Origin of the sequence: Pantoea sp. SIMBA_079 (assembly GCF_046940275.1) — a bacterium.
GTDB lineage: Bacteria > Pseudomonadota > Gammaproteobacteria > Enterobacterales > Enterobacteriaceae > Pantoea > Pantoea borealis.
On the sequence record NZ_JAWRYR010000004.1, the window covers coordinates 122,941 to 138,500 of the forward strand.

18 protein-coding genes and 1 other annotated feature are annotated in these 15,560 nt (G+C 54.4%); of the genes, 5 read left to right on the forward strand and 13 right to left on the reverse strand.

The window, feature by feature from the left end:
• Position 1: 1 nt before the first annotated feature.
• From SB719_RS07965 to SB719_RS08015, 11 genes are all read right to left on the reverse strand, one after another.
• Positions 2–547 carry a glutathione peroxidase gene (locus SB719_RS07965; protein WP_292971710.1) on the reverse strand — a complete coding sequence of 182 codons (546 nt, stop codon included), beginning with the start codon at positions 545–547 and terminating at the stop codon, positions 2–4.
• Positions 548–585: 38 nt separating this feature from the next.
• Positions 586–1,569 carry a vitamin B12 ABC transporter permease BtuC gene (gene btuC / locus SB719_RS07970; protein ID WP_412159119.1) on the reverse strand — a complete coding sequence of 328 codons (984 nt, stop codon included), beginning with the start codon at positions 1,567–1,569 and terminating at the stop codon, positions 586–588.
• A 125-nt stretch (positions 1,570–1,694) separates the two neighbouring features.
• Complete coding sequence (gene ihfA / locus SB719_RS07975) at positions 1,695–1,997, reverse strand: integration host factor subunit alpha (protein ID WP_021506246.1); 303 nt, start codon at positions 1,995–1,997, stop codon at positions 1,695–1,697.
• Between the two features lie 4 nt (positions 1,998–2,001).
• Complete coding sequence (gene pheT, locus SB719_RS07980; protein ID WP_292971758.1) at positions 2,002–4,389, reverse strand: phenylalanine--tRNA ligase subunit beta; 2,388 nt, start codon at positions 4,387–4,389, stop codon at positions 2,002–2,004.
• Positions 4,390–4,403: 14 nt separating this feature from the next.
• Positions 4,404–5,387: a phenylalanine--tRNA ligase subunit alpha gene (pheS, locus tag SB719_RS07985; protein WP_065649489.1), complete on the reverse strand. Its 984-nt coding sequence runs from the start codon at positions 5,385–5,387 to the stop codon at positions 4,404–4,406.
• Positions 5,388–5,457: 70 nt separating this feature from the next.
• Positions 5,458–5,583 (reverse strand) — a sequence feature (Phe leader region).
• The gene (gene pheM, locus SB719_RS07990) at positions 5,534–5,578 is read right to left on the reverse strand and encodes a pheST operon leader peptide PheM (protein ID WP_139074214.1); all 45 of its coding nucleotides are present in this window, start codon (positions 5,576–5,578) and stop codon (positions 5,534–5,536) included. Its footprint overlaps the feature before it by 45 nt.
• 116 nt (positions 5,584–5,699) lie before the next feature.
• Positions 5,700–6,056, reverse strand: a complete 357-nt coding sequence (gene rplT, locus SB719_RS07995; RefSeq protein ID WP_039384062.1) for a 50S ribosomal protein L20 — start codon at positions 6,054–6,056, stop codon at positions 5,700–5,702.
• 85 nt (positions 6,057–6,141) lie between these two features.
• Complete coding sequence (gene rpmI / locus SB719_RS08000) at positions 6,142–6,339, reverse strand: 50S ribosomal protein L35 (RefSeq protein ID WP_010275699.1); 198 nt, start codon at positions 6,337–6,339, stop codon at positions 6,142–6,144.
• Between the two features lie 98 nt (positions 6,340–6,437).
• Positions 6,438–6,989, reverse strand: a complete 552-nt coding sequence (infC, locus tag SB719_RS08005; protein ID WP_039384061.1) for a translation initiation factor IF-3 — start codon at positions 6,987–6,989, stop codon at positions 6,438–6,440.
• A gap of 4 nt (positions 6,990–6,993) precedes the next feature.
• A complete protein-coding gene (gene thrS / locus SB719_RS08010) occupies positions 6,994–8,922 on the reverse strand; it encodes a threonine--tRNA ligase (protein ID WP_412159120.1) in 1,929 nt (642 codons plus the stop codon).
• Positions 8,923–9,164: 242 nt separating this feature from the next.
• A complete protein-coding gene (locus tag SB719_RS08015; RefSeq protein ID WP_065649491.1) occupies positions 9,165–9,926 on the reverse strand; it encodes a YdiY family protein in 762 nt (253 codons plus the stop codon).
• Positions 9,927–10,244: 318 nt separating this feature from the next.
• Between SB719_RS08015 and ghoS the strand changes: the two genes are divergently transcribed.
• Positions 10,245–10,535 (forward strand): type V toxin-antitoxin system endoribonuclease antitoxin GhoS, encoded by a 291-nt coding sequence (gene ghoS / locus SB719_RS08020; RefSeq protein WP_065649492.1) that lies wholly within the window; start codon positions 10,245–10,247, stop codon positions 10,533–10,535.
• 77 nt (positions 10,536–10,612) lie between these two features.
• Positions 10,613–11,506, forward strand: a complete 894-nt coding sequence (locus tag SB719_RS08025; RefSeq protein WP_314689238.1) for a fructosamine kinase family protein — start codon at positions 10,613–10,615, stop codon at positions 11,504–11,506.
• Positions 11,507–11,510: 4 nt separating this feature from the next.
• Here SB719_RS08025 and SB719_RS08030 read toward each other — a convergent pair whose 3' ends face one another.
• Complete coding sequence (locus SB719_RS08030) at positions 11,511–12,047, reverse strand: YniB family protein (RefSeq protein ID WP_065649494.1); 537 nt, start codon at positions 12,045–12,047, stop codon at positions 11,511–11,513.
• Between the two features lie 145 nt (positions 12,048–12,192).
• Here SB719_RS08030 and hxpB point away from each other — a divergent pair, with 145 nt between their 5' ends.
• From hxpB to SB719_RS08045, 3 genes are all read left to right on the forward strand, one after another.
• Entirely contained in the window at positions 12,193–12,861 is a 669-nt protein-coding gene (hxpB, locus tag SB719_RS08035) for a hexitol phosphatase HxpB (protein ID WP_065649495.1), read from the forward strand.
• 141 nt (positions 12,862–13,002) lie between these two features.
• Complete coding sequence (locus SB719_RS08040; protein WP_065649496.1) at positions 13,003–13,590, forward strand: metal-dependent hydrolase; 588 nt, start codon at positions 13,003–13,005, stop codon at positions 13,588–13,590.
• Positions 13,591–13,747: 157 nt separating this feature from the next.
• Positions 13,748–15,139 (forward strand): L-cystine transporter, encoded by a 1,392-nt coding sequence (locus SB719_RS08045; RefSeq protein ID WP_304232716.1) that lies wholly within the window; start codon positions 13,748–13,750, stop codon positions 15,137–15,139.
• A 65-nt stretch (positions 15,140–15,204) separates the two neighbouring features.
• Here the strand turns inward: SB719_RS08045 and osmE are convergent, their stop codons facing one another.
• Complete coding sequence (gene osmE, locus SB719_RS08050; RefSeq protein WP_039384034.1) at positions 15,205–15,540, reverse strand: osmotically-inducible lipoprotein OsmE; 336 nt, start codon at positions 15,538–15,540, stop codon at positions 15,205–15,207.
• Positions 15,541–15,560 lie beyond the last annotated feature (20 nt).

A 15,560-nucleotide genomic window follows, 5' to 3' on the forward strand; every position in this document is an offset into this window, starting at 1 on the left:
GTCAGGCGGTCAGCGCCTGCTCAATACGCTTAAGCACCTGCGGCGCATCCGGAGCCATATCGGGTGAAAAACGGGCGATAACGTTGCCCTGCTTATCGATCAGAAACTTCTCGAAGTTCCACAAGATATCGCCGGGCTCTGCCGGCGCCCGGCCTTTCGCTATCATACGCTCAAGAAAACCGCTGCCCTCCGGACGCTCAGCTTCCGGCTGCGCGTTCACCAGCGCCTGGTAAAGCGGATGGCGCTGCACGCCGTTGACGTCCGTCTTGTCAAACAGGGGGAACGTGACGCCATAAGTGGTGCTGCAAAAGGTCTGAATCTCTTCATTCGTGCCCGGCTCCTGTTCCAGAAACTGGTTGCAGGGAAAGCCCAGCACGCTAAAACCCCGCTCCTGAAACGCTTTATGAAGGGATTCAAGCTGCTCATACTGCGGTGTCAGTCCGCAGCGGGAGGCGACGTTCACCACCAGCAGTACGCGGTCACGCCAGGCGTCCAGCGTGGTCGCCGTACCGTCAAGGGTTTTCAGGGGGATCTGATACAACGTCATGGTGTTCTCCTGTGTCCGTCAGATAACGCCAGCCGCAGCTAGCGTGAAGATTTTGCTAAAAGCAGAATAAACAGCGGTGCGCCCAGCGTCGCGGTAACCACACCTATCGGCAGTTCAGCAGACGTCAGCAGCAGCCGCGCGAGAATATCCGCGGCCAGCAGCACCACCGCACCTGCCAGCGTGGCTGCTGGCAGTAAATAACGATGGTCGCTGATGCCGCTCAGCCGCAGAAGATGCGGGACAACCAGGCCGACAAAGCTGATAGCTCCCGCCAGCGCCACGCTGACCCCTGTCAGCCAGCCCATAGCCAGCACCAGCAGGTTACGCCACAGCGGCAGCGATAAGCCGAGCTGACGCGCAGAGGTCTCGCCCAGTGCCAGCAGATTCAGCGTGCGTGCACTGCACAATAGCGCGGCAGTGACCGGCATCAGACTCAGTATCAGCCAGCCATAGCGCCAGTCAACGCCGCCAAAGCCTCCCATCATCCAGTACATCAGCTGACGCAGATCGAGCGTGGTACTGAAGTAAACGGCCCACGTCATCACCGCGCTGGAGATAATACCCAGCGCCACACCGGTAAGCAGCAAGCGACTGCTGGCCAGCTGACGACGGGCAAAATGCAGCAGGATCAGCGTGACCACCAGTGCTCCAGCCATCGCCGCCAGCGCCAGGCTCCACAGGGAGCCGCTGCCAAGCAATACACCCAGCACCAGCCCTACGCCAGCGCCGTTAGAGACGCCAAGCAGCCCTGGCTCAGCCAGCGGGTTAGTAAACAGCGCCTGCATAACGGTACCGCAGAGCGCCAGCGCAGCGCCTGTCGCAATGACTGCCAGCGTACGCGGCAGACGCAGCTGCCAGATAAACAGTTCGCCCTGTGGGGTAAACCACTGCGCAGGCAGAAGCCAGCGCTCGCCGGCGCACAGACTGAGCAGGCTGAGCAGCAGCAGCAGCGTGGCAAGCAGCACTAATGTATGCCGGCTACGGCGACCGGTCTGACGGGCAAGCTGATCCAGCAGAGTCATAAGCGAGGCAGTTAAGCAGGAGAATGAGACGATTGTAGAGAGATTATGGCAAAAAGAAAGCCACAGCCTTCAGGCTGGCGCAGCAATAAAAAAGGCCGCTAAGCGGCCTTTTTATCATACTGAAATCAGTCAGCATCCTTTGGTGACGCGTTTTCAACGCGACTTTTCAGCTTTTGCCCCGGACGGAAGGTCACCACACGGCGCGCGGTGATAGGAATATCCTCTCCCGTTTTCGGGTTGCGGCCCGGACGCTGGTTTTTGTCGCGCAGATCAAAGTTACCAAATCCGGACAGCTTAACCTGTTCTCCATTTTCCAGCGCGCGGCGAACTTCTTCAAAAAAAAGCTCTACCAACTCTTTGGCGTCGCGTTTGCTCAACCCGAGTTTTTCAAACAGATATTCTGACATTTCAGCTTTTGTAAGCGCCATAGGTTCAATCCCTCAAGGTTGCCTGGAATCGCTCTTTTAATGCTGCTACACATCTGGCAACGGTCGCAGCAATCTCCTCTTCTTCGAGTGTCCGGCTGGTATCCTGCAAAATCAGGCTAATCGCAAGGCTCTTTTCGCCTTCGTTCACGCCTTTACCACGGTACACGTCAAACAAGTTTACGCCAACTACCTGATTTACGCCAACTTTCTTACACTCTGCGATGATATCTGCTGCAGGGACATTTTCTGCCACCACAACAGCAATATCACGGCGGTTAGCCGGGAAGCGTGAAATCTCACGCGCGTCAGGCAGGACGCGGTCTGCAACCTTATTCCAAAGCAGTTCAAACACTAAGGTACGACCGTTAAGATCCAGCTTGCGTTCCAGCTCCGGGTGAACCACCCCGATAAATCCGATTTGTTCATTGTCCAGCCAGATAGCCGCTGTTTGTCCGGGATGCAGCGCCGGATGGGCAGCCGCACGGAATGAAATCGCTTCAGATTTCCCGGTTAATTCCAGCAGCGACTCTAAATCGCCTTTCAAATCATAGAAGTCAACCGGCTGACGCGCCAGATCCCAGTGTTCTTCGTCGCGATGTCCGCTGATAACGCCCGCCAGCATAAGATCCTGGCGAATGCCGAGATCGGCCTGCGTATCAGGCACAAAGCGCAGACCGCTCTCAAACAGGCGCACGCGACCCTGCTGGCGATTCTGGTTGTAAACCACTGCGCTGAGCAGACCTGTCCAGAGAGACAGACGCATCGCTGACATATCGCTGGAGATAGGGCTGGGCAGGATGAGCGCCTCTTCGCCCGGATGCAGCAGCTGCTGCACTTTGGGATCAACAAAGCTGTAGGTGATCGCTTCCTGATAACCTTTGTCGACCAGCAGCGTTTTCACCCGCTTCAGCGACAGGCTGGCTTCGCGATGCTGCGTCATAATCAGACTGGCTTTTACCGGCACATCAGGGATGTTGTTGTAGCCGTAGACGCGGGCAACCTCTTCAACCAGGTCTTCCTCGATTGCCATATCAAAACGCCAGCTCGGTGCCACCGCTTTCCACTCGCCCTCGCCCTGGGTTACCTCGCAGCCGAGACGGGTCAGGATATCTGTCACCTGCTCATCAGCGATAACGTGGCCAATCAGACGATCCAGCTTCTTACGGCGCAGCGTAATGGTGGCACGCGGCGGCAGTTTGCTGGCATCGGTCTGATCGATAACCGGACCGGCTTCACCGCCGCAGATATCCAGCAGCAGGCGGGTCGCCCGTTCCATCGCTTTATGCTGCAGCGCCGGATCGACACCACGCTCATAGCGATGCGAAGCGTCAGTATGCAGTCCGTGACGGCGTGCGCGGCCGGTAATGGCCAGCGGATCAAAGTAAGCGCACTCAAACAGCACGTTACGCGTCGCTTCATTTACGCCTGAGTGCTCACCGCCAAAAATACCGCCCATCGCCAGCGCCTGCTGATGATCGGCAATAACCAGCGTATCGCTCTGCAGTTTTGCCTCGGTGCCATCGAGCAGCGTCAGCGTCTCATTATCCTGCGCCATGCGCACCACAATGCCGCCGCTGATACGGTCGAGATCGAAAGCGTGCATCGGCTGACCCAGCTCAAGCAACACATAGTTAGTAACATCCACTACCGGGTCAATTGAGCGAATGCCGCAGCGGCGCAGTTTCTCACGCATCCAGAGCGGCGTCTCCGCTTTCACGTTGATGCCTTTAACAACGCGTCCCAGGTAGCGCGGACAGGCGTCGGTAGCGTCAACCCGAATCGGGAACGTATCGGTAATCGTCGCCGCTACCGGTTCTGCAGCAGGCGCCGTCAGCGGCAGCCCGTTAACCACGGCCACATCACGCGCTACGCCGGCGATGCTCAGGCAGTCTGCGCGGTTTGGCGTCACGCTGATCTCAATAGTATTGTCATCCAGCTTCAGATAGTCGCGGATGTCGCACCCTACTGGCGCGTCAGCTGGCAGTTCGATAATCCCGTTGTGATCGTCGGAAATACCCAGTTCTGAGAAGGAGCAGAGCATGCCTTCAGAGGGTTCGCCGCGCAGTTTGGCCGCTTTGATTTTGAAATCACCGGGCAGTACAGCGCCCACGGTAGCGACGGCAACTTTTAATCCTTTGCGGCAGTTAGGCGCGCCACAGACGATATCCAGCAGGCGATCGCCACCGGTATTGATTTTGGTCACGCGCAGTTTATCTGCATTCGGGTGCTGGCCGCACTCCACCACTTCGCCCACAACGACGCCATGAAATGCGCCAGCAACGGGATCAACACCATCAACCTCAAGGCCCGCCATGGTGATTTGTTCAGACAGCGCGGCGCTGTCCAGGGCTGGATTTACCCATTCGCGTAACCAGAGTTCACTGAATTTCATTGGATAACCTGCCCTTATTTAAATTGTTTGAGGAAACGTAAATCATTTTCGAAGAAAGCACGCAGATCGGTGACGCCATAGCGCAGCATGGTCAGACGTTCCATGCCCATACCAAAGGCGAAGCCGGAGTAAATTTCCGGATCGATGCCGACGTTACGCAGTACGTTAGGATGCACCATGCCGCAGCCCAGGACTTCCAGCCACTTGCCATTTTTGCCCATCACGTCAACTTCCGCTGAAGGCTCAGTAAAGGGAAAGTAGCTCGGCCGGAAGCGGATCTGCAGATCCTCTTCAAAGAAGTTGTTCAGGAAATCGTGCAGCGTTCCTTTGAGATTGGTAAAGCTGATGTCTTTGTCGACAATCAGTCCTTCCATCTGGTGAAACATCGGCGTATGGGTCTGATCGTAATCATTACGATATACGCGGCCTGGCGCGATAATGCGGATAGGCGGCTGCTGGGTTTTCATGGTGCGGATCTGCACGCCCGAGGTCTGCGTACGCAGCAGGCGCGTGGCATCGAACCAGAAGGTGTCATGATCGGCACGGGCCGGGTGATGGCCCGGAATATTCAGCGCATCAAAGTTATGATAGTCATCTTCAATTTCTGGTCCGGTCACGACTGCAAAACCCAGTTCGCCGAAAAAGTTTTCGATGCGGTCGATCGTGCGCGTTACCGGATGCAGACCGCCATTTTCACTGCGGCGTCCGGGCAGTGAGACATCGATGGTTTCTGCTGCCAGACGCGCATTCAGCGCCGCGCTCTCCAGCGTGTTTTTACGGGCGTTAAGATGATCCTGTACCTGCTGTTTTGCTTCGTTAATCACCGCACCTGCCGCCGGGCGCTCTTCAGCCGGCAGTTCACGCAGGGTAGTCATCTGCAGGGTAAGGTGCCCTTTTTTACCCAGAAATTCGACGCGTACAGCGTCCAGAGCGGCGATATCCGACGCCTCGTCGATGGCGGCCGTGGCACGGGCCACCAGGTCTGCGAGTTGGGACATGATTTCCTCTTCTTCCAGCCGGGCTGGTCAGTTCTTGTTGGGATCCGGGATCCGATTAAGTCTCGCCAGAAACAAAAAAGCCTCCACGAGGGAGGCTTTCAGCGCGATTTTTCGTTTCTTTTCTTATGCGCACAAGCCCCTGATGGTCAGGCGCTAAAGTAAAAAAAGAAACGGAAAAGAGCAGCGTGCATGCTTGCGTTACCTTACGAAAATTAAAAACCGCCCTATTGAAATGCGCGGCGGCTAAAATGTCAATCTTTTGCGTGAGTTGCAGGCAATAAAAAAGGGAGCAAGCTCCCTTTTTTACCTGACTTACGCCAGAGCTGATTTCGCTTTTTCTACCAGAGCAGCGAAGGCTGCTTTGTCGAATACAGCGATGTCAGCCAGGATTTTACGGTCAATTTCAATGGACGCTTTTTTCAGGCCATTGATGAAACGGCTGTAAGACATACCGTTCTGACGCGCCGCAGCGTTGATACGTGCGATCCACAGCTGACGGAACTGACGCTTACGCTGACGACGGTCGCGGTAAGCATACTGACCAGCTTTGATAACAGCCTGGAAAGCAACGCGGTAAACACGTGAACGTGCACCGTAGTAGCCTTTAGCTTGTTTTAAGATTTTTTTGTGACGTGCGCGAGCAATTACACCACGTTTTACGCGAGCCATGAGCTCTCCTTAATCATATTCTGTTTTGCCGTTGCTCTGCTGGCGATAAGCCTTACAGCGCGACAGGCGAATTAAAAAAATTTACTTATGCGTACGGCAGGCAGGCAATAACCAGACCCAGATCGCCTTTAGACACCAGGCCTTTTGGACGCAGGTGACGTTTACGCTTGGTAGACTTTTTGGTCAGAATATGACGCAGGTTTGCGTGCTTACGCTTGAAGCCGCCAGAGGCGGTCTTCTTGAAGCGCTTAGCCGCGCCACGTACAGTTTTAATCTTTGGCATTTTTACAAATATCCACTTCGCATTGTTAAAAAAATGAACCAGACAGGCGAATAAATCCCGCACAGCGCGAACGCTGCGCGGCATCATTACTTGAAAGCCTACTGTTTCTTCTTGGGTGCGAGCACCATAATCATCTGGCGGCCTTCGATCTTCGAAGGGAAGGACTCGACCACTGCCAGATCGATATCTTCACACAGATCTTTACGGACGCGGTTAAGCACTTCCATACCGATCTGCTGGTGCGCCATCTCACGACCGCGGAAACGCAGCGTGATTTTGGCTTTATCGCCCTCTTCCAGAAAGCGCATCAGGCTGCGGAGTTTTACCTGATAGTCGCCATCATCGGTACCAGGACGGAATTTGATTTCCTTAACCTGGATAACTTTCTGCTTCTTCTTCTGTTCCTTAGAAGATTTACTCTTTTCATAAAGGAACTTGCCGTAATCCATAATACGGCATACCGGCGGTTCGGCGTTCGGGCTGATTTCAACTAAATCTACGCCAGCTTCTTCAGCTTTCTCAATCGCTTCGCGTAGAGAGACAATGCCAAGTTGCTCGCCGTCAACGCCAGTGAGGCGCACTTCGGTGGCTCGGATTTCGCCGTTAATACGGTTTGGACGCGTCGGTTGTACTCGTTTTCCGCCTTTAATAACCTTATTCCTCTAATTGGTGAAGATGTCGGCTGCGAATCTCTTGTTGCAGCTTCTCAACAAACACATCTACGTCCATGCTCCCGAGGTCTTTACCACGGCGGGTGCGCACGGCAACTTTGCCTGCTTCCACCTCTTTCTCACCGCAAACCAGCATATAAGGGACGCGACGCAATGTGTGCTCGCGGATTTTAAAGCCTATCTTCTCGTTTCTCAAGTCTGCTTTGACACGAATGCCAGCATTTTGCAGTTTCTTTGTCAGTTCACTGACATATTCTGCCTGACTGTCAGTGATATTCATCACTACAGCCTGTACCGGTGCCAGCCAGCTCGGGAAGAAACCAGCGAACTCTTCAGTCAGAATACCGATAAAGCGCTCCATAGAGCCCAGAATCGCACGGTGAATCATCACCGGTGTCTGACGGTCGTTGGTTTCACCCACATAGGTGGCATCAAGACGTTTTGGCAGAGAAAAGTCTAGCTGAACCGTGCCACACTGCCAGGCACGATCGAGACAATCATACAGGGTGAACTCAATTTTCGGGCCATAAAACGCCCCTTCACCCGGCTGATACTCAAAGGGGATCTCATTCTCTTTCAATGCTTCGGCCAGGTCAACCTCTGCGCGATCCCACATCTCATCAGTACCGATACGCTTTTCCGGACGGGTAGACAGCTTCACCACGATTTTTTCAAAACCGAAGGTGCTGTACATGTCATACACCATACGAATACAGCTGTTTACTTCGTCGCGAACCTGATCTTCAGTACAGAATACGTGGGCGTCATCCTGCGTAAAGCCGCGTACGCGCATCAGACCGTGGAGGGCACCTGATGGTTCGTTGCGATGGCAGCTACCGAACTCTGCCATACGCAGCGGCAGATCGCGATAGGATTTCAGACCCTGATTGAAGATCTGAACGTGACCCGGGCAGTTCATCGGTTTAATGCAATATTCGCGGTTTTCTGAAGAGGTCGTAAACATCGCCTCTTTGTAGTTTTCCCAGTGGCCGGTTTTTTCCCACAGCACGCGGTCCATCATAAACGGACCTTTCACTTCCTGGTAATCATACTCTTTCAGTTTGGTACGAACAAAAACTTCCAGCTCGCGGAAAATCGTCCAGCCGTCATTGTGCCAGAATACCATGCCCGGCGCCTCTTCCTGCATATGATAGAGGTCAAGCTGTTTACCGATTTTACGATGATCGCGTTTTGCTGCTTCTTCCAGACGCTGCAGATAGGCTGACAGCTGTTTCTTGTCTGCCCATGCCGTGCCATAAATGCGCTGCAGCATTTTGTTATCACTGTTGCCACGCCAGTAGGCACCCGCAATTTTCTGCAGTTTAAAATGGTGGCAGAAGCGCATGTTTGGTACGTGCGGGCCGCGGCACATATCCACATACTCTTCATGATGATAGAGACCCGGACGGTCATCGTGACTGATGTTCTCATCAAGGATAGTGGTTTTATAGCTTTCGCCACGCGCAGCAAACACGTCGCGAGCTTCCTGCCAGCTGACCTTTTTCTTTACCACGGTGTAATTGGTTTCAGCCAGCTGGTGCATACGCTTTTCCAGCTGTTCCAGATCTTCCTGCGTCAGCGTGTGGTCGAGATCAACGTCATAATAGAAGCCGTTATCAATGACCGGGCCAATCGCCATTTTGGTATTGGGCCACAGCTGTTTGATGGCATGACCCAGCAGGTGCGCGCAGGAGTGACGGATGATCTCCAGACCAGCGTCATCTTTTGCTGTGATGATTGCGACCTGGGCATCGTCGGTGATGGGATCAACCGCATCCACCAGCTCACCGTTTACGCGACCGGCAATACAGGCTTTCGCCAGGCCGGGACCAATATCCAGCGCAATATCCATTACGCTGACCGGATGGTCAAAAACGCGCTGGCTGCCGTCAGGAAGAGTAATTACTGGCATTTAATATCCTTAAATTGCAGTGGTAAGCCACACGAAAGCCTACATGCAACACTGTATTTGGTGTGTGTACCCGGCGTGATGTCAGACCCACATTGTCGGAATGACGCCAGGCGCATAAAGCGGCAAATATGATAACAGCTTTCGCTCTTCAGCAAAACCCGCCGTGCTGGCTAAGTCTAAGCAAGCACGAAAAAAAAACCGCCGTGCGGCATAAGCCGGACGACGGTTTATTCGCATGGCAGTTACATTGCGTAGGAGAGCTGAATCGTGGTTTTGGTATCGGTACGATCGGGCGCAGACTCAGGTGGATTGTTATTCCAGGTCACGTTATAGCCCATTTTCAGCGCGAAGTGATCATTGATCGCGACCTGCAGTGCCGTTTCCGAGTTCACCGTGGTGTCTTCGCCAAAGCTGCTCAGCACGGAGACACCCTGAATGAATTTTGTCGTATCCGTGAGCTGCCATTGATAGCTGACTGCGCCATAGCCCAGCGCTTTGGTCTCATGACCACCGTCGTGGAAGTCATCATAGCGTACACCCGGACCAAATTCCGCGCGCAGTGAGTGCACCGGGCCGTTAAGGAGCTGACGACCATAACCGGCAGTCAGCACGTCGCGTGAATCATAACCATTCAGACGATCGCTCAGCCAGCTTGCCTGACCAAACAGGTAATCAGCGCTGTTCATGTTGTAGCGGCTGCGACCACCAATGTTATACGTTTCAGATGAACGCTCATCGTTGGATGAGGTATTGGCCGCGTTGCCCCACAGGCTGTAAGCCATAGAGGTCTGATACCAGGTCATGCTGGTTGAAGCCGTCAGTGAAGAGCTGGTGGTGTTACCGGTCTGCGCAAGGTAACCGGCTGACGCGCTGCCTTCAAACGGTTGTTTGGCCGTTGAAGGATCATCCATAGACGTAAAGACAGCGTTATCAGCAAAAGCCTGGTGACAAAATGCTCCGGCAGAGAGCAAGAAAATAGCGGACAGTTTATTAAGAACTTTCATTAAAGGTTGATCCGTGCGGCAATTTAAAAACAGGTGAGTCTGCAGCGTTTTTACCGGCAATCAATGCAATTTACTGTAAGTTTTGTAAAAAATTATGAGACAGCCTCAGGCTGTTCCCTGCACCGGCCAGCTTTTTTACGTTGCAGACGCGTTCATTAACGGCGCGCATTATAGGTGCCGTTGAGAGAAATAACAGCCCGCCGCGGCCAGGAATTTTTAAGGCTGCTGACACAGCTTTACGTCGCTGCTGAACAAAATTCGCTCTACGGTGCGGGGTGAACTACGCTGAAATCTGTTTTGTTACAGTGAGGTGAGTAAATGAGCACGCTGGACGTTACGAGTTACGTTGTCACTTTTCACTATCAGGAGTCCGGGCTGGGCGATCTGCAGTCGCTGACCAGTGCCATGGTTAACAGCGGTTACAGCACCACCCTGCACGACGCCGAAGGCCATCCGCATGAACTGGGAACCAACAGCTTTGGCATTGTCAGCACCCTGAGTCCTGAAGCGGTATCAGAGCAGGCAGCGCGTATTGCAGAGGTTGCCCTGCATCAGTCCCCACAGACAGAGGTCACGACGCTGCAGCACTTTTTGCAGAAACCTGTCTGATGCGCCGGTAAAACTGGCTTTGCGTATTTTTTGCGCGCTACAATTGCAGCGGTATCGCGATTAACGAGGAGCCTGCCATGTGGTCAGCCATTAGCCGCCTGTTAAGCGAACAGACTCAGCCAGCAGAGATCACGCAGCGTGAGCCCCTGCCCGGCGGCGATATTCATCCCGCCTGGCGTATCCGCTATGGCGGGCTGGATGTCTTCGTCAAATGCAACACCCGTGACCGGCTGGAACTGTTCCGCTGGGAAGCCGATCAGCTCGATCTGCTGGCGCGTACGCAGACAGTCAGAGTGCCGGCCGTTTATGGTGTCGGTAGTACGCGTGACGCCAGTTTTCTGCTGCTGGAGTATATCCCACCACAGCCGCTCAGCGCGGAAGCGGGTTATCAGCTGGGGCAGCAGCTGGCACGCCTGCATCAGTGGAGTGAACAGCGCCAGTTCGGGCTCGATTTTGATAATAATATTACCACCACCCTGCAGCCTAATAGCTGGCTGCGGCGCTGGTCACTTTTTTTTGCTGAACAGCGTATCGGCTGGCAGCTGCAGCTGGCGGCCGAACGCGGTGTCACCTATGGCGATATGAACCAGATTATTGACCGCGTTCAGCAGGCGCTGGCTCATCATCATCCACAGCCCTCGCTGCTGCATGGCGATCTCTGGCCCGCCAACTGCGCAGATAGCAGCAGCGGCCCATGGATTTTCGATCCTGCCTGCTACTGGGGCGACCGCGAATGCGACCTGGCGATGATAAGTTATCACCATGAACTGCCGCGCGAAATTATGCAGGGCTATCACGCAGAATGGCCGCTGGCAGAGGGATTTTCGCAGCGCCAGCCGGTTTATCAGCTCTATTATCTGCTGAACCGCGCGAATGTGTTTTCCGGCCAGTGGCAGGAGGAGGCGCAGTTTGCCGTCAGTGAGCTGCTTAGCGACGGCAAACTGGCGCAGGATGCGGTCAGACCGGCCTGATTATTTAAAGCATGCCCAGCAGCGTTAACAGGAAGTAGCCGGCAACAGCAATAATCACGGGCAGGATGTAGAGCGGGAAAATCTGCAGCAGAATCGTGTGATGCGGGACGCGGATTTTTTCCTCAAGCTGCGTGCGCGTGCGCCCTTCGCTGCCCTTTGCCTGCTCCAGAATCAGCTGATCTTCAATGCCTTCTTTAACATGTCGCGACTGGCGCCACATACGCGCGCCAGAGGCCTGTAACGCCATTCCGATAAAAATCAGCGCATAAATGATCCAGAAACCGATATTTGCGCCGCCGTGAAAATCGGGCACCGGTGAGTGATGCCAGAATGAATTCAGAAATGACGTATTGAATTTAAGCATGTCCACCATGACGTGAATAAAATCCAGCAATACGGCATCCAGTCCGGGCTGTTTTACGCTGTGCTGGTATAAATAACCGAGCATGGAAACAATGGTCGACAGCAGTGCAGGAATGAAAATGATCCAGCCAGCCACGCGCTTAAGGATGGCGACCTGGCCAGCCTGTTGGTATGTCATGCAGACTTCCCTATACAGATAATTATTTTGCCCTAAGTCTACCTGCAGTCTGCGATTTTTTCCTGAAAAATGCGCGACCTGTCGCGGGCTGGTTTTCGCACGCCGACATGGTATGGTGGCGCAAACTGCTTAAAAGGAGACAGTCATGCGCTATCGTCGTCCGGTATACGCCGCTATTTTTGATATGGATGGTTTGCTGATTGATTCCGAGCCGCTGTGGGATCAGGCTGAAATGGAAGTACTGGCAAGCCTTGGCGTGGACGTCAGTCGTCGCGCAGAGCTGCCTGATACGCTTGGCCTGCGTATCGATCAGACGGTGCGCATGTGGTATGAGGCGCAGCCGTGGCAGGGCGTAACGCAGGCCGGGGTCACGGCCCGTATTATCGACCGTACGCTCTCCCTGATAGAAACGCATCAGCCGCTGCTGCCAGGCGTTACTCAGGCGCTGCAGCTCTGTCAGCAGCAGGGACTGGTGATTGCGCTCGCTTCCGCTTCGCCGCTTGCCATGCTGGAGCGGGTGCTGGAGATGTTCCGGCTGCGGCCCTTCTTTTCTGCCCTCGCCTCAGCTGAAGCGCTGCCGCTGAGCAAACCTCATCCGCAGGTCTATCTGAATGCGGCGGCAGCACTTAATATCGATCCGCTTAACTGCGTGGCGCTGGAAGACTCCTTCAACGGGATGATCGCCTGTAAAGCGGCGCGCATGCGTTCTATAGTGGTGCCGGCCGCCGCACATTGTGCTGATGCCCGCTGGGCGCTGGCAGAGGTACAGCTGCAAAGCCTGACAGATCTGCGCGCAGAACATTTGTTTAACTGACCGCGCGTCGCCTTACGCTGTCTGCCAGAAGTGTCACTCATCGCACAAAATAATTCACTATTCGTTACAGCGTCACCGTTCTCATTTACTGGATAAATCCCTATACTGGATGCATTGACAGTTTTGCATCCAGGTTTAATCATGACGGCCGAAGGCCATATAATTTTTGCGATTGCCAGCGCTATTTTTGCTAAGCGCGCGGAGCTTACGCCAGTACTGGCTGCTGCAGACTGGTGGCATCTGGTGCCCGCTACGCTGCTGACCTGCCTGCTGCCGGATATTGACCATCCCCGATCCACACTGGGCCAGCGCTTCCGCTGGCTCTCGCAGCCCATAGCACGGGCATTTGGACATCGCGGTTTCACCCATAGCCTGCTGGCAGTAGCTATCAGTCTGTGGCTGTTTAAGGTAAACGTTCCGGCAGACTGGTTTCTGCCGGCGGATGTCCTGCAGGGACTGACGCTGGGCTATCTGAGCCATATTGTTGCTGACATGCTGACGCCGGCAGGGGTTCCGCTGCTGTGGCCCTGCCGCTGGCGCTTTCGCCTGCCGATTCTCAGGAGCCAGAGCGGAAATCAGCTGGAGCGTATGCTCTGTCTGGCACTGGTGGTGGCGGCACTCTGGTTTCCGGCTGGCATGCCTGCTTTTGGTGCAAACGGCTGGCCGCAGCAGCTGTTTGATACACTGCAAACCAGCGTTAACCGGTTAATAAATCCGCAAAACGGCTAAACATTACGCCATATTAAACAAAAAGTTATAACCCATACTTTTTGGGTATAAGCCTGCACTTAATTGTGCTGCTAACATCCCTGACATTCTCTGATAGAAATTTACGTTACGCTATGCCGCCTGCACATTGCACGGCGGCATCTTTCTGGAGTTAAGTATGGATTTCCCTCTTATTATCAACATCGTGGTCTTTGCGGCACTGCTGGTGTTGCTTAACCGCATTGGCAACCAGAGCTGGAGCCTGTCGAAGCGTGTCCTGACTGGCCTGGTACTGGGCGTGCTGTTTGGCCTGGGACTTCAGGCGGTTTATGGTGAAAACAGCGACGTGGTTAAGGATTCAATCAGCTGGTTTAACCTGGTCGGTAATGGCTACGTACAGCTGCTGCAGATGATCGTCATGCCGCTGGTGTTCGCCTCAATACTGAGCGCGGTGGCGCGCCTGCATAATGCCTCTTCACTGGGCAAGATCAGCGTGCTGACCATCGGTGTATTGCTGTTTACCACGGCTATCTCTGCGCTGGTCGGCGTTATGGTTACCGGTCTCTTCCACCTCAGCGCAGAAGGTCTGGTGCAGGGTGCGCAGGAAACCGCGCGGCTGAATGCTATTCAGAGCAACTATGCAGGTAAAGTAGCCGATCTCAGCACGCCACAGCTGCTGCTCTCATTCATTCCTAAAAACCCGTTTGCCGATCTGGCAGGGGCTAATCCTACGTCAATTATCAGTGTCGTCATCTTTGCAGCTTTCCTCGGCGTCGCTGCGCTGCATCTGCTGCGCGATGACAAAGTGAAAGGCGAGCGAGTACTGGCAGCGATTGATACGCTGCAGTCCTGGGTGATGAAGCTGGTGCGCCTGATCATGAAGCTGACGCCGTATGGCGTGCTGGCTCTGATGACCAAAGTCGTAGCCGGTTCCAATCTGCACGATATCGTCAAGCTGGGCAGCTTTGTTCTCGCCTCTTATCTTGGCCTTGCCATTATGTTTGGCGTGCATGCCCTGCTGCTGTCGATCAACGGCATCAATCCGCTGCGCTTCTTCCGCAAAGTGTGGCCAGTGATCACCTTCGCTTTTACCAGCCGCTCCAGCGCAGCAAGCATTCCGCTGAATGTGGAAACGCAGACGCGCCGCCTCGGCGTGCCGGAAGCGATTGCCAGCTTCTCTGCCTCGTTTGGTGCCACTATTGGCCAGAACGGCTGCGCCGGGCTCTATCCGACAATGCTGGCAGTGATGATTGCACCCACCGTCGGCATCAACCCGTTTGATCCGGTATGGATCGCCACGCTGGTCGGGATGGTTACCCTGAGTTCCGCTGGCGTAGCCGGTGTGGGTGGCGGTGCCACTTTTGCGGCGCTGATTGTGCTGCCGGCAATGGGTCTGCCGGTGACGCTGGTGGCCCTGCTGATTTCGATTGAGCCACTGATTGATATGGGCCGTACCGCGCTCAATGTGAATGGTTCCATGACGGCCGGTTCACTGACCAGCCGCTGGCTGGGCCAGACGGACAAAAAGATTCTGGAGAGCGATGAGCATGCCGAACTGGCGCACCGCTAAGTGCTGACTTCAGCATGAAAAAGGGCCCGTCTCAGACGGGCCCTTTTTTATTCTGCGAAACCGGATTACTGCGCAACCTGCGGATCGGTATCGTATTCTTTGCAGCTCTGGAAACCGTAGTTCATCACGCGACCGGTATCGTTGTAGCTGACAAAATAGGTCTGCATTTTGCCATCACGCTCGCCAATAACGTAAGTCTGGCAGGTGCCGCGCGCGTGCGCCATGGTAACTTCGGTCGAAGCCGGACCAGCAATCTGACGTACCTGTTCACGCGTCATGCCTTTTTTCACATCTTTTACTACCGGTTTGGTGACATAACTTTCCGCGCGATCATAAGTGGTACAACCAGACAGAGCAGCCAGCGTCATAGCGGCAGCGATACATCCCAGCACTTTATTCATTTTTTGTTCCTCATACTTTG